Annotated in this window: 15 protein-coding genes and 1 tRNA gene; 5 read left to right on the forward strand and 11 right to left on the reverse strand. The window is 56.9% G+C overall.

Annotated features, from left to right (window positions below):
* Positions 1 to 6 precede the first annotated feature (6 nt).
* From virB11 to QZ487_RS04450, 3 genes are read left to right on the forward strand one after another with little or no spacing between them, the layout of a single operon-like run.
* On the forward strand, positions 7 to 1,008 hold the full coding sequence (gene virB11 / locus QZ487_RS04440) for a P-type DNA transfer ATPase VirB11 (protein WP_285976950.1): 1,002 nt from the start codon (positions 7 to 9) through the stop codon (positions 1,006 to 1,008).
* Between the two features lie 42 nt (positions 1,009 to 1,050).
* Entirely contained in the window at positions 1,051 to 3,204 is a 2,154-nt protein-coding gene (locus QZ487_RS04445) for an RNA degradosome polyphosphate kinase (protein ID WP_285976566.1), read from the forward strand.
* Complete coding sequence (locus tag QZ487_RS04450; protein ID WP_296023501.1) at positions 3,201 to 4,766, forward strand: Ppx/GppA family phosphatase; 1,566 nt, start codon at positions 3,201 to 3,203, stop codon at positions 4,764 to 4,766. Before QZ487_RS04445 ends, QZ487_RS04450 begins: the two co-directional genes overlap by 4 nt.
* A gap of 3 nt (positions 4,767 to 4,769) precedes the next feature.
* Here QZ487_RS04450 and QZ487_RS04455 read toward each other — a convergent pair whose 3' ends face one another.
* Positions 4,770 to 5,516, reverse strand: coding sequence for a queuosine precursor transporter (locus tag QZ487_RS04455; protein ID WP_285976568.1), 747 nt, complete (start codon positions 5,514 to 5,516; stop codon positions 4,770 to 4,772).
* A 61-nt stretch (positions 5,517 to 5,577) separates the two neighbouring features.
* Here QZ487_RS04455 and QZ487_RS04460 point away from each other — a divergent pair.
* Positions 5,578 to 5,654: transfer RNA gene (locus tag QZ487_RS04460), tRNA-Arg, on the forward strand.
* A 28-nt stretch (positions 5,655 to 5,682) separates the two neighbouring features.
* Here QZ487_RS04460 and QZ487_RS04465 read toward each other — a convergent pair.
* From QZ487_RS04465 to leuC, 10 genes are all read right to left on the reverse strand, one after another.
* On the reverse strand, positions 5,683 to 6,465 hold the full coding sequence (locus tag QZ487_RS04465; RefSeq protein WP_296023503.1) for an NUDIX domain-containing protein: 783 nt from the start codon (positions 6,463 to 6,465) through the stop codon (positions 5,683 to 5,685).
* 291 nt (positions 6,466 to 6,756) lie between these two features.
* A complete protein-coding gene (gene grxD, locus QZ487_RS04470) occupies positions 6,757 to 7,089 on the reverse strand; it encodes a Grx4 family monothiol glutaredoxin (RefSeq protein ID WP_285976570.1) in 333 nt (110 codons plus the stop codon).
* Between the two features lie 32 nt (positions 7,090 to 7,121).
* Positions 7,122 to 7,361 carry a BolA family transcriptional regulator gene (locus QZ487_RS04475; RefSeq protein WP_285976571.1) on the reverse strand — a complete coding sequence of 80 codons (240 nt, stop codon included), beginning with the start codon at positions 7,359 to 7,361 and terminating at the stop codon, positions 7,122 to 7,124.
* Positions 7,362 to 7,365: 4 nt separating this feature from the next.
* Positions 7,366 to 7,689 (reverse strand): DUF1476 domain-containing protein, encoded by a 324-nt coding sequence (locus tag QZ487_RS04480; protein ID WP_285976572.1) that lies wholly within the window; start codon positions 7,687 to 7,689, stop codon positions 7,366 to 7,368.
* 68 nt (positions 7,690 to 7,757) lie between these two features.
* Entirely contained in the window at positions 7,758 to 8,756 is a 999-nt protein-coding gene (locus QZ487_RS04485; RefSeq protein WP_296023505.1) for an NADPH:quinone oxidoreductase family protein, read from the reverse strand.
* On the reverse strand, positions 8,753 to 9,355 hold the full coding sequence (gene leuD, locus QZ487_RS04490; RefSeq protein WP_285976574.1) for a 3-isopropylmalate dehydratase small subunit: 603 nt from the start codon (positions 9,353 to 9,355) through the stop codon (positions 8,753 to 8,755). Before leuD ends, QZ487_RS04485 begins: the two co-directional genes overlap by 4 nt.
* Positions 9,355 to 10,194 carry an N-acyl homoserine lactonase family protein gene (locus tag QZ487_RS04495; RefSeq protein ID WP_296023506.1) on the reverse strand — a complete coding sequence of 280 codons (840 nt, stop codon included), beginning with the start codon at positions 10,192 to 10,194 and terminating at the stop codon, positions 9,355 to 9,357. The genes leuD and QZ487_RS04495 overlap by 1 nt, the downstream gene beginning before the upstream one ends.
* 29 nt (positions 10,195 to 10,223) lie before the next feature.
* Positions 10,224 to 10,370: an isopropylmalate isomerase gene (locus QZ487_RS04500; RefSeq protein WP_285976576.1), complete on the reverse strand. Its 147-nt coding sequence runs from the start codon at positions 10,368 to 10,370 to the stop codon at positions 10,224 to 10,226.
* A gap of 55 nt (positions 10,371 to 10,425) precedes the next feature.
* Positions 10,426 to 11,508: a zinc ribbon domain-containing protein gene (locus QZ487_RS04505; protein WP_296023508.1), complete on the reverse strand. Its 1,083-nt coding sequence runs from the start codon at positions 11,506 to 11,508 to the stop codon at positions 10,426 to 10,428.
* Positions 11,509 to 11,580: 72 nt separating this feature from the next.
* The gene (gene leuC / locus QZ487_RS04510; RefSeq protein WP_285976578.1) at positions 11,581 to 13,011 is read right to left on the reverse strand and encodes a 3-isopropylmalate dehydratase large subunit; all 1,431 of its coding nucleotides are present in this window, start codon (positions 13,009 to 13,011) and stop codon (positions 11,581 to 11,583) included.
* Positions 13,012 to 13,128: 117 nt separating this feature from the next.
* On the opposite strand from leuC, the gene QZ487_RS04515 reads away from it, so the two are divergent.
* Entirely contained in the window at positions 13,129 to 13,527 is a 399-nt protein-coding gene (locus QZ487_RS04515; RefSeq protein WP_296023509.1) for a thioesterase family protein, read from the forward strand.
* The last annotated feature ends 25 nt before the right edge of the window (positions 13,528 to 13,552 follow it).

The raw sequence follows: 13,552 nt of genomic DNA on the forward strand, positions 1-13,552 counted from the left end.
AAGACGATGTCCGCTGAAGTCCATCCTTTGCCGAATGACGTTAAGGCGCCTGCGGGTGAGCACAGTGTGTATCTGGAGGCGTATTTGGCGCCGTTCCGGCAATGGTTGGATCGCGACACAATAACCGAGATTATGGTCAATCGCCCGGGCGAAGTATGGATCGAAGATGCCACAGATCCCGGAATGAAGCGGGTCGAAACGCCTGACATCGATGATGCGCTTGTTCAGCGGCTTGCGGAGCAGGTTGCGCGGGTAAGCCACCAGGGGATCAACCGCGAACACCCATTGCTGGGCGCAACATTGCCGGATGGCGCGCGTATCCAGTTTTGCGGTCCGCCGGCGGCGCGTAAGCACTGGACGATGGCGATCCGCCGTCATCGCCGGCTCGATTTACCGCTAGACGCCTATGATGCCGGACCGCTTTCCAAACCTGTGCCCCCGCAAATGCCTGACCCGCAAGCTGAGCCAATCGCCTATCTCCGTGAAGCGATCCGCCAAAGGCGAACAATTCTGATCTCAGGCGGCACAAGCACAGGCAAGACGACTTTCCTCAACGCCATGTTGAAGGAAATCCCGCGCGATGAACGCGTGGTTCTGGTGGAGGATACACCGGAACTGAAACTGCCGGGAGAGAACGGTGTTGGGCTTGTCGCTGTGAAGGGCGAACTGGGTGAAGCCAAGGTGTCCGCCAACGAATTGTTGCAAGCCGCGCTGCGATTGCGCCCGGACCGGATCGTCTTGGGCGAGCTACGTGGCCAGGAAAGCGTAAGTTTCCTGCGTGCTATCAACACTGGTCACCCGGGCAGCTTTTCTACGATCCACGCCAACAGTCTGCGCGGTGCGTTGGAACAATTGTCGCTAATGGTCATGCAGACCGGTATCGGCCTTACGCGCAGCGATACGATTGCCTACGCAGCTTCTGTAATTGATGTGATTGTTCAGCTTGGCCGCGATGGGACCGGCAAGCGCGGGATTACGGAAATTGCTGATAGCAGCTCGCTTATCTGAATCCTTCGACAATGTATCGTGCGGGAGTTAGAACAGACCACCATGGGCAGCGAACCGGTCAATCTACAACAAAGCCGTCCCGCGGCGACCAGCGGCGATCTCTATTTCAACAGGGAACTGAGCTGGCTGGCGTTTAACGAGCGCGTTCTCGCAGAAGCGAGCAATCCGAACTATCCGCTGCTGGAACGCCTTCGGTTCCTGGCGATCTCCGGAAGCAATCTTGATGAATTCGTGATGATCCGCGTTGCCGGCCTTGCGGGACAGGTGCAGCGCGGGATTGAACGCCTGTCGATTGATGGCAGCACGCCATCGCAGCAGCTTGCCGCGGTTAGAGAGCGGGTCGTGCGGCTTTCGCTCACTCAGGAGAAGACTTGGCGAGAGCTGCATGAGCAATTGTCCGCCAACGGCATCCATGTGGCTGACGAGCACCGCATCTCGCCCGATGCAATTGATTGGCTCGAGACATACTTCCTCGAGGAAATTATGCCGGTTCTCACACCGCAGGCGCTGGATCCGGCCCATCCGTTTCCATTTGTCACCAATGGCGGCTTGGGCCTTCTCTTCACGCTCACACGGCAAGCAGATGATGAGCAAGTTATCGAGATGGTCTTGATCCCGCCTGCTTTGCCTCGATTTGTGCAGGTTCCGGGCGACGATGCGTTGTTTATCTCTGTCGCCAGCCTGATTTGCCGTTTCGCCGATCATGTATTTCCCGGTTTTACGATCGAAGGCGACGGGTTGTTCCGTGTGCTGCGTGACAGCGACATAGAGATCGAGGAAGAAGCCGAAGACCTTGTCCGCACATTCCGCAGCGCAATCCAGCGCCGGCGCAGAGGGCGTGTGATCCAACTCGAACTGGAAGAGGATTTCGATCCCGTTGCCGAGCAGGTCCTGCTCGAACAATTGGGCGTGTCCGATGCGATGGTAATGAGGACCGATGGTATTATCGGGATGAGTTCATTGAGCGAGATTGTGGCCGCGGACCGGCGCGATCTCAAATTCGAAAGCTATAACCCTCGTTATCCTGAACGCATTCGGGAACACGATGGTGACTGTTTCGCTGCCATCCGCGAGAAAGACATCGTCATCCACCACCCTTATGAAAGCTTTGAAGTGGTGGTGGACTTCATCCGGCAGGCCGCGGCAGATCCGGATGTCGTGGCGATCAAGCAAACACTCTATCGTGCAGGCAACCAGTCGGCCATTATCAGCGCGCTCATAGCTGCTGCAGAAGAAGGCAAATCGGTTACCGCGGTGGTTGAGATCAAAGCGCGATTTGATGAAGAGCAAAACCTGATGTGGGCGAGCAAGCTGGAGCGCGCCGGGGTCCAGGTGATTTACGGCTTCGTCGACTGGAAAACACACGCGAAGGTTGCGATGGTCGTGCGGCGCGAGGAAGATGGGTTCCGCACCTATTGCCACTTTGGAACGGGTAATTATCACCCGGTTACCACCCGCACCTATACCGACCTCAGCTTCTTTACCGCTGAACCGGAATTCAGCCGCGATGCGGCAAAGCTTTTCAACTTTGTAAGCGGCTATGTTGAACCGCGCAGTACAGAAGCGCTGGTCATATCACCCATCCATTTGCGCGATCATCTGTACGGATTGATTGATGCAGAGATTGCAAACGCACTCGCGGGGAAGCCAGCAGCGATTTGGGGGAAATGCAATCAGATCACTGATCAGGACATGATCGCCAAGCTCTATGAAGCGAGCCAGGCCGGTGTCGAGATAGAGCTGATCGTGCGCGGTATTTGTTGTTTGCGCCCTGGCGTTGCCGGGGTCAGCGATAACATCCGCGTCAAATCGATCATCGGACGCTTTCTGGAGCATGGACGAATTTACGCGTTCGCCAATGGACATGCGATGCCAAGCAGCAATGCAAAAGTCTACATTTCCTCAGCTGATTTAATGGAACGTAATCTTGATCGACGTGTCGAGGCCCTAATCCCGATCAGAAACCGCACCGTGCATGATCAGGTTCTGCAACAGGTGTTGCTTGCCAATGTTCTTGATAGCGAACAAAGCTGGTGGCTGCGCGAAGACGGCGAATATCTGCGAGCCGAAACCCCTGATAAACCCTTCAACTGTCACCATTACTTCATGACCAACCCTTCTTTGTCGGGCCGGGGTGATGCGCTGGATCCGGACGCAGTACCAAAGCTTTCCTTGCGCAAGGGGCGCGACGCATGAGTTCGACGCGGCGGCGCAGCGACTGGGCGGGCAGCTTCTCGGGCAATGCGGCAGAGCGTGCAATTATCGACATCGGGTCCAATACTGTTCGATTGGTTGTTTATGGCGGGACTATGCGGGCGCCGGTTACGCTGTTGAACGAAAAGGTTGCTGCGCAGCTGGGGCGCGAAATCAAAGCGACCGGACGGTTGGCGCAGGATTCGATTGACCTGGCTATGCGCGGGCTAAAACGTTTTGCCCTGCTTCTTGAAGATTTGGGTGTCGACGATGTCGAAACGGTAGCGACAGCAGCTTCGCGTGATGCTGAAAACGGGCCGGAGTTTCTGGAAGAAGTGCGGGCGCTTGGTTTTGCGCCCAAGCTTCTGGCTGGCGAAGAAGAGGCTGAGGTCAGCGCCCAGGGGGTGATAGGGGCATTTCCCGGAGCCGAAGGAGTGGTTGCCGATCTGGGCGGGGGCAGTCTTGAACTGATCCGCGTTGCTGGCGGAGCAAGCGAGGGTGCCACCACATTCCCGCTTGGTACTTTGCGGCTGCGTGAATATCGCGAAGACAGCGACAACGGGGTCGTGGCTATGCGGCAACGCCTGGCCGGCAAGCTGAAAGACGGCGGGTGGAGCAAGCGCATCAATTCCCCGCTGTATCTGGTTGGTGGTACCTGGCGCGCGATGGCTGTCTACGCGATGGAAATGCGCAAGTTTCCTTTGACTGACCCGCACGCACTTGAGCTGAGCCGGCAACAGGTGCTGGCCCTGGCCCGAAAGCTGGCGCAAGAGGATCCGGACAACCTCAAGCGGGTTCCACGTATCACGGCGATGCGCTCGGAAATCCTTCCGCACGCAGCGGTGCTGTTGCAAGCACTCCTGCGAACACTCAAGCCAGAGACGGTCGTTTTCTCATCCTGGGGACTTCGCGAAGGGCTGATCTATTCACGCCTTGCTGAACACATGCGTGCGCAGGATCCACTATTGGCCGGGGTGTCGCACTTTGCGGCGTCGCGCGGCGCACCACCTCAATTGGCGACCCGGATTGCGGGCTGGGCATCGGAAGCCGTGCCGACCGGCGATTCCGGCAGCGAACGGCTGCGCCTTTCTGCAACAATGCTGGCTCTGGCCGGTATGCAGATTGAACCTAACCTGCGCGTTCCGCTGGCAATCGACTGGGCATTGCACAAGCGCTGGCTTGCGGTCGACGCGGAAGGGCGCGCGATGATGGCGGCAACGTTGGCGGCAAACGGTAACCAGCTCGATCTGCCAAAGCAGCTTATGCTTCTTGCTTCGCGCGAGGCGCTCGAAGAAGCAATCTGCTGGGGACTTGGGATCCGCCTTGCGCGAAGAATTGGTGCCCGCTCACCCAAATCACTGCAAGTCAGCCGTCTCTTGCGAGATGAAGACAGGCTGGTTTTGCGGCTGCAGGAAAGCCATCGTGATCTTTATGGCATACCGGTTGAGAAAGACCTGAAGCTGTTGGCAGAGCGCCTGCAACTGGAACCGGAGGTCGAGATTGTGCCTGACGGCACAGTTTGGGAAACTGCGGTGGAAGATGACTGGTTCGAAGCCGTTCAATAGCCGCTAGTCATCGCGTTTTCCGCTGCTTGCGAACGGGGAGAAGTCCGTTTGCGTATCGTATAGATCGACGCCCTCCGCCGCTTTCAACCGGTTAATCACGATGTAAGTGAACGGGGTAAGCAAAGCTTCCCACAGCGTTTTAATGATCCATTGCGAGATTACGACCTGGACAAGCGTCTCAGGCGGCCAGCCAGCGAGGCCCCAGAACGCCAATGGATAGAAGATCATGCTGTCGAGCCCTTGCCCGACCACGGTCGACCCGATGGTGCGCATCCACAAGAATCGCCCCTCCGTCCAGACCTTCATCTTTGCAAGCACATAGGAATTGGCGAACTCGCCAACCCAGAATGCGGTCATAGAGGCAAGCACAATGCGCCAGCTATTGCCGAACACATTCTCGTAGTCGCTCTGGAATGGCCAGCCATCTGCCGGGGGCAGGGAGACAACCACCCACGCCATGAACGCCATGAACAGCAATGCGGCAAACCCGGTCCAGATTACGCGGCGCGCCCGAGCATAGCCGTAGACCTCGGTCAAAACATCGCCGATAATGTAGCTTATCGGAAAGAACAGCACACCTGCGCCAAAGATCCATGATTCGCCGCCGGGTAGAGTGATGTAGCTCGGTTTACTGGCGCCGATCAGGTTGGACAGCAGCAGGATCGCGACAAACGCCGCCATGACCAGGTCATAATAGCGGAATGCTTGTGGGGCGGAGTCGCTAGTGACGCGTTGAGGCGATTTTTCCATGGGCGAAAGACCTAACGCCATTTGAACCCGCTGCAAAGCACGCTAATGGCAGTTTCGGCGCGCGCCCGTAGCTCATCTGGATAGAGCGCGAGACTTCTAATCTTGAGGCAGCAGGTTCGAGTCCTGCCGGGCGCGCCAGTTTTCAACACACACCGGCTGGGCGAGGCTAGCCCCGCATGACGCTGTCCAACGGCTCTCCTGTCACAGGATAGCCGAGATCTTCACCGATCTGGAGCCACGTTTTGCCTTCCAAGTCTTCCATGAACGGCGTGATTGTGCGCACGGGGATCGCCTCAGCTTGAGCCTTGGCCTCTTCGAAAGTGCTGAAAAGTGCAAGCCGTTCCAGGTTGCGGCGAGTCGGAAAGATGACCTTGATGTCACCCTTCTCGGCAGCCTCCAGGGCTCCCTTCGCAGATACCCAGAATAGATGCGTATTCTCAGAAAGGTCAGCAGCAATATCGACCGCCCCGGTTCCCAGATTCGCAAGGTAAAACCGCGTGTCATAGACGCGCGGAATACGCTCGTTCTTGGGATACCATCGGGCAAAGGGCGTTAACTGATCGAGATCGAGTTCCCAGCCGAAGTGGTCAAGCACTGGCGCAAGCTCACCGGTTTCCTGAAGGAAGTGCCGGGCTGCCTGCGCTTTGCTGGCGTCGATATCACCGGAAAGGCCGATAACAAGGCCGGTCTCTTCCAGAGTTTCGCGAACCACCGCTATCTGATGCGCGGCTTCATCTGGCTCGAGCGACCCGCCCATCATCGCCCCAAGCTCAAAGTCGGCCGGGTCGACCCGGCCACCGGGGAACACGGCCATGCCGCCGGCAAACACCATTTCGCGACTGCGGATCGTCATCAGGATCTCGGGCGGGCCATCGTCCGGTCCGTTGCGAAAAATTATGACGGTTGCAGCAGGAATGGCGTCAGGCGCTTGGGTGTCAGGTGGGTTCATCGGCAATCTTATGCGCATAGCGGCAAGCAATTGCCACCCAGCAAAATCGCCAAGCTGTCGGAAATTCTAACACTCGAGGGTCGGGTAAGGAATTGGCAACCATCGCAAGGCGCGGAAAAGGTCCAATCCGTGAAACTGGCATGCTCGATGCATAGTAATTGGCATACGAGTTAGTCTTCGTGAATGAGGCAGTGCCGCAGTCTCCCTGGCCCGCTTCCCCGAAACAAAGAAAGCCGCCCCACTGGTACCCCGGGGCGGCTTTCTTTTTGTCCTGGTCGATTGGGTCTGGCTTTAGCTGTCTGCTTTCGCCACCTGCTTTTCATCCAGCAGTTGCTGCAATTCGCCTGCTTCGAACATTTCCATCATGATGTCGCTACCGCCAAGGAATTCACCTTTTACGTAGAGCTGCGGTATGGTTGGCCAGTCAGAGAAGGCTTTGATCCCCTGACGGATTTCCATGTCCTGCAACACATCCACGCCTTCATAGGCAACGCCGCAGTGATCCAGAATGGCCACGGCGCGGCTGGAAAAGCCGCATTGCGGGAACAGGGGGGTGCCTTTCATGAACAGGACAACATCGTTGTCATTCACGAGAGTGGAAATGCGTACGTCAGTGTCAGACATGGTGGCTAAAACCTGAAAGTTGAAATTCTTGCTCAATCCGAAGTGGGAATTGCGGTCGTCAGTTGCAAGGCATGCAGAACTCCGCCCATACGGCCACCCAAGGCTTCGTAGACCATCTTGTGTTGCTGGACGCGGTTCTTGCCTGCGAATTGCGGAGCGGTAACCTTGGCTGCCCAATGGTCATTGTCTCCGGCAAGATCAGTCATCTCCACCACCGCGCCGGGAAGCGCGGCAGTGATCATGCTAGTGATTTCGGATGCCGACATCGGCATGTGATCAGCTCTCACTCATGAGTTGGCGGCGCGCTTCGACCGAACATTCATCCAGCTTGGCACGGATGTCGGCTTCGCTGACATCACTCTCTGCTGCGGTCAGATCGCCCAGAACCTTGCGGATTACATCTTCGTCGCCCGCTTCTTCGAAGTCAGCTTGCACTACTGCCTTCTTATAGGCATCGGTTTCTTCTTCGGTCAGGCCCATCAGGCACGCTGCCCACTCACCCAGCAAGCGGTTGCGGCGTGCGGCCACGCGGAACGCGGTGTCCTCGTCCATCGCGAACTTGGCTTCTTCTGCGCGCTCGCGGTCTTTGAAATCGGTCATTGTGTCAGTCCCCTCGGGATTGTCTCTAAAAGCGAAATAGGGTTCACCGCCGCATGCGGCAAGGCGCTTTAGTCCATCGTCACTACAAGCTTGCCGACGGCTTGCCGGTTTTCAAGTTTCGCAATTGCGTCACCGCCGCGCTCCAGTGGGAATGTTTCTGACACCAGCGGGTCTATCTTCCCGTCCTTCATCATTTGGAACAGCTCTTCCACTTGCTGGCGGAACTTCACCGGTTCGCGTGCGGTGAACGCGCCCCAGAAGACACCCGCAATGTCACAGCTTTTCAACAGCGTCAGGTTGAGCGGCATCTTGGCGATTCCTGCCGGGAAGCCGACCACCAGGAACTTTCCTTCCCAAGCGATCGAACGCAGCGCAGGCTCGGAATATTGCCCGCCAACAATGTCATAGACGATGTTTGCGCCTTCCGGGCCGCAAGCCGCCTTGAACGCATTGGCGAGCGCCTTTGACGCGTCCTTGTCCATCTCGCCTTTGGGATAGATCACGACCTCGTCTGCACCTGCGCGCTTGGCGACCTCGCCTTTTTCTTCAGAGGATACCGCCGCTACTACGCGCGCACCAAAAGCCTTGGAAAGTTCTACGGCTGACAGGCCAACGCCGCCTGCCGCACCAAGCACCAGCACGGTGTCGCCTTCCTTGATGTGTCCGCGATCCTTCAAACCGTGGATCGTCGTGCCGTAAGTCATCAGCAGGCTGGCTGCCTTTTCGAATGCCACGCCATCTGGGATCGGAAACATGCGGCCAGCGGGGACGATAACCTTCTCTGCCAGTCCGCCATTACCAATCCCGGCCATGACCTTGTCGCCCACGGCATAGCCTTCCACGCCTTCGCCCACTGCTTCGATCACGCCCGCGATCTCGCCACCCGGAGAGTACGGACGCTCTGGCTTGAACTGGTACATGTCGCGGATCATCAACGTGTCGGGATAGTTGATCGCGCAAGCCTTTACATCAACCAGCACTTCGCCCTTGCCCGGGGTAGGGACCTCGACTTCGTCCAGCGTGAGCGTTTCCGGGCCGCCAATTTGGTGCGTACGTAGTGCCTTCATGATGTGACTTGTGTCCCTCTCTCGATCCAGGGCATCTCTTGACCCCGGCGTTGTTCGTAATTTGCAATGGCCGCATCGCGCGCCAGCGTTAGCCCGATCTCGTCCAGCCCTTCCATCAGACATTGCTTGCGGAAAGGGTCGATTTCGAATGTGAAGCGATCCTGAAATCGCGTGGTCACGGTCTGGCTTTCCAGATCGATTGTGATCTCGTCCGTCTCTGCCACTTCCAGCAGGCGGTCCACTGCCTCTTGTGGCAGCACAACGGTCAGGATGCCGTTCTTGAACGCATTGCCTGAGAATATGTCGGAAAAACTCGGCGCGATGACCGCCTTGATGCCCAGGTCGCCCAGCGCCCAGGCCGCGTGTTCGCGGCTGGATCCGCAGCCGAAATTGTCGCCCGCCATAAGGATTGGTGAGCCGGCGTAGCGTTCGTCATCGAACACATTGTCCGGCTGCGCACGCACGCTTTCAAATGCGCCTTTGCCCAATCCCTCTCGCGTGATGGTCTTGAGCCATTCAGCCGGAATGATGACGTCCGTATCGACGTTTTTAGCCCCATACGGGTAAGCGCGGCCTTCGATTTCGCGTACTTTTTCCATTATTTGGCTGCCTCCGGGAAGGTCGGGAGCCGATCTAGGTGACGCGAGTCATGCTGGATGATCACCGTCGCATCAAGCGACTTGGCTATTGCGTCGAAACGCGCCATCGAAGCGAGTGTGTCCGCGCGATTGGTGTTAAACTGGGGTACCCCGCGGTTCGTTACCTGTTCTTCGAAGTGATAAAGATCCCCGGTCAGCAAGACGTCACCTTTCTCGGGAAGGCGGACCAGCAAACTGGCGTGGCCCGGTGTGTGGCCCGGCGTTGCCTTGATCAAGACCGATCCGTCACCGAAAACATCGTGGTCTTGTGCAATCGCTGTAACCGGCGCTGTATCTTCGCCCAGCCATGGCGTGAAAGGACGTGGATCGACCAACTGATTGGGTTCCTGTGCTGCCTTCACCACATCCCAATCAGCAGCGCCGATCAAGAGCGTTGCATCGGGGAAATCGGCAAGCTGGCTCGTGTGGTCAAAATGATAATGGCTTACTGCAGCAAGGTTTATGTCCTCGGGGCTCAGCGTGAGTTCAGCCAACTGATCGACCAGCGATCGTTTCATTGAAACTGTGAAAGCGCCTTCTGTGTAACTGATGCCGATCAGGTCCTTCGACAGGCCTGCATCCCACAACATGTACTGATCGGCGTTCCGGATCAGATAGCAATTGACGACCAGCGTGCGCTCCTCACCGTCATAAAGGTGGGCATCAGAGAAATCGCCCGCGTCGCTTAGCTCAATCGTGCCGCAGTCGAGCTGCCACATCTCAAGATCAGGAGCTTCTTGTGCGCTAACCGGAGCTGCCAAGCTGGTGGCCATGGCAAGCGAAAAGATTATTGGTTTCACGGTCGGCTCTCCCTTTTTGAGCTGCGCTTTCAATCGGTCTCGGGCTTTTCGCCTGACGGAACCGTTGGCTTGGGCTCTTCCTTCTTTTTGCGCTTGTTGGCGTAAAGAAGCGCAGCGGCGATTGCTGCGGAACCGATTGCTGCGGCGCCAATGGCGGCTTTGGATTTCTTGGTCATAGTTTCTTCTTGGCGTTGGGGGCTGAAGTTAACAAGCGCGAAAACGGTTGTAGAGCTAGGAGGGGGCTTGAGCAGATGACTCAGCCTTCGGCTCTTCCTGTGCAACTGTTCCGCATTTCATACAAAAGCGGAAAAATGCCATCTTGCGCGTGTCGCAAGAGCTGCATGTGTCGAACAATGTCATGCCGCAATGAACGCAAAAATTGGTCTCTATTCCTTCCATTTTCGCAATCGGGCGATCGCATCCGGGACACACGCTGGAAGACATCTTCTTGAATGCGTCATCGTGTGACACAAGTTTGCGACGTTCATCCTCAGCCTTTTGTTCCACCTCTTGCCGCTTGGCCAGATATTGGCGCATGTTTTTGATGAGGAAGTGCCCGGCAGCAAAGGTCAGGATTATGCCAACGCCATAACGAACGTAGCCACCATAACTGGGCAGGTAGGGCACAAGCTCGACGAAGAAGACAAAGATTGATGCAAGTACAAAGCCGCGCGAAATTGGCCAGTATTCACCCTTCCGGCGCTTCGCTACCAGCCAGGCGGCAAAGGCCAGCATCGGCAGCGTAATCAGCAATCTTAGAGCAAAGATGCGCAATTCCTGCCAGAATTGTGCTCTCTCATATGCGGGAATGCCGCTAAGTTCCGCGGTGGATAGCCGGTCGAAAACCGCATTCGATCTTTGATCAAGCTCTGTCAGTTCGGTTTCGAGTGCGCTGACCGAATTGCCTACAGAGCGTTCATTCTGCTGGAGCTGTTCCAGCTCTCTGGTTCGGCGAATGACCTCTGGATCCTGAGTGGGATCGGTTGTTGCTCTGCGTGTTTGTATCCAGGCTTCGAACGTCTGTTTTGCAGATGCAGTTTCCGACTCGGCTTGTCGTTGCTGGATACGCAGAAGATCAAGCCGGTCGCTGACCGTTGCGCGATCATCATTGATTGCACGCATCTCGCTGCGAAGTTGAATAACTTCAGGTGTCTCAACGAAATCGCTACGCTCAACACGGGTTTCGACTTGAGGAAGATCGCCAATGATCAGATTGCCGAAACCGACCAGGAATGCGGCGAACACAATCGAAACGAGCCAAAGGACGCCCTTATAGAGCCGTTCGGGGACCCGAATTCCCTTCATCACATCCATCTCATTGATCCTTTCCAGACGCCGACATTACCGTAGGTGGAAACCCAATCCTTAAATGTTTGGGCAATTCACTCAAGCGAACTGTCGCACATCGGCGAGGTGTCCGGCAACGGCTGCTGCGGCAGCCATCGCTGGTGAAACGAGGTGAGTGCGGGCCCCCGGGCCTTGTCGACCGACAAAATTACGGTTGGAGGTCGACGCACATCGTTCGCCCGGCGGTACTTTGTCCGGGTTCATGCCCAGGCACGCTGAGCAGCCCGGTTCGCGCCATTCAAATCCTGCATCCTTGAAAATCCGGTCCAGACCTTCGTCTTCCGCCATGGCTTTTACGAGGCCAGATCCCGGCACAACTATGGCCCATTTAACGTTGTCTGCCTTCTTGCGGCCTTGGAGGATGTGGGCGGCAGCGCGCAGATCCTCGATCCGGCTGTTGGTGCAGCTGCCAATGAAGATATTCTCGACCGCAATATCCTCGATGCGCTGCCCCGGCGTAAGTCCCATATACTCCAGGCTCTTGGCTGCTGCTTGCTGCTTCGACGGGTCAGCAAAACTGGCGGGATCAGGCACTACGCCGCCAATCGCGACAGTGTCTTCGGGGCTGGTGCCCCAGGTTACCGTAGGTTCAATGTCGCGCGCATCGATAGTGACCGACTTGTCGAAACTCGCCCCTTCATCGCTATGCAGCGTTTTCCAGTAAGCGACCGCTTCGTCCCATTCATCGCCCTTGGGTGCAAGAGGGCGGCCTTTGAGATAGCGGAACACAGTTTCATCCGGCGCAATCAAGCCAGCGCGCGCACCCGCTTCAATGCTCATATTGCAGACGGTCAGGCGCTCTTCGACACTCATTTGTTCGAACACAGGACCGCGATATTCGATCACGTAGCCTGTGCCACCGGCTGCGCCGATTGTGCCGATGATATGCAGGATCAAGTCCTTCGCGGTCACCCCTTCGCCAAGTTCGCCTTCAACCCGCACCTCCATCGATTTGGAGCGCTTCAGCTGCAGCGTTTGCGTCGCCAGAACATGTTCGACTTCGCTGGTGCCGATGCCAAAGGCCAGCGCGCCAATCCCGCCGTGGCTGGCGGTGTGCGAGTCGCCGCAAACAATGGTTGTGCCGGGCAGAGAGAAGCCTTGTTCCGGCCCGACAACATGCACAATTCCCTGAGCAGCGGCCGTGGCATCGATGTAACGGATGCCGAATGCGGGTGCATTGGCTTCAAGAGCCTCAAGCTGTTGCGCGCTCATAGGATCAGCGATGGGAATGCGCTTACCGCCTGCATCGACCCGCGGCGTAGTGGGCAGGTTGTGGTCCGGCACAGCCAGCGTCAGATCAGGTCGGCGCACTTTGCGTCCCTGCAGTCGCAGCGCTTCAAACGCTTGCGGGCTGGTGACTTCATGCACCAGATGCCGGTCGATATAGATCAGCGATGTTCCATCATCGCGTGTCTCGACAACGTGGGTATCCCAGATCTTTTCGTATAATGTGCGGGGTTTGCTGGCCATTGGGTTATCCTCTGATCAGACCGGATTAGCGGCCTTCGCGCAACACTGGCAAGCTGATTAGAGACCACGATTGCTTCAGTCATGGAAAAGCAATCTATTCGTGCTTAACTTACACAGATGTCAGCAACGCCATTTAGATTTCCGATCAAAGTCCTCCCGGAAGATATCGACTTCATGGGGCATGTGAACAACGCCCGCTATCTCAACTGGGTGCAAGATGCTGTGTTAGCGCATTGGAACAAGCTGGCACCTGCCGATGATGTGGCGAGCAAGGCATGGGTCGCGCTCAAGCACGAGATCACCTATCGCAAACCAGCGTTCCGCGAGGATGATGTGATTGCGCAAACTGTGCTGGAGCATTTTCAGGGCGCACGGGCGTTCTACAAGACTGTGATCAGCCGCGGCGAGGAAGTGCTGGCTGAAGTGCAATCAAGCTGGTGCTGCATCGATGCGAAGACCTTGCGCCCGGCCAAGATTGGCGATCACTTGCGTGAGTTCTTTTTTCCTGAAGTGTAATGCCCTATACGGCGCCTATCGTGTC

It is taken from the genome of uncultured Altererythrobacter sp., from assembly GCF_913057185.1.
Taxonomy (GTDB): domain Bacteria; phylum Pseudomonadota; class Alphaproteobacteria; order Sphingomonadales; family Sphingomonadaceae; genus Erythrobacter; species Erythrobacter rubellus.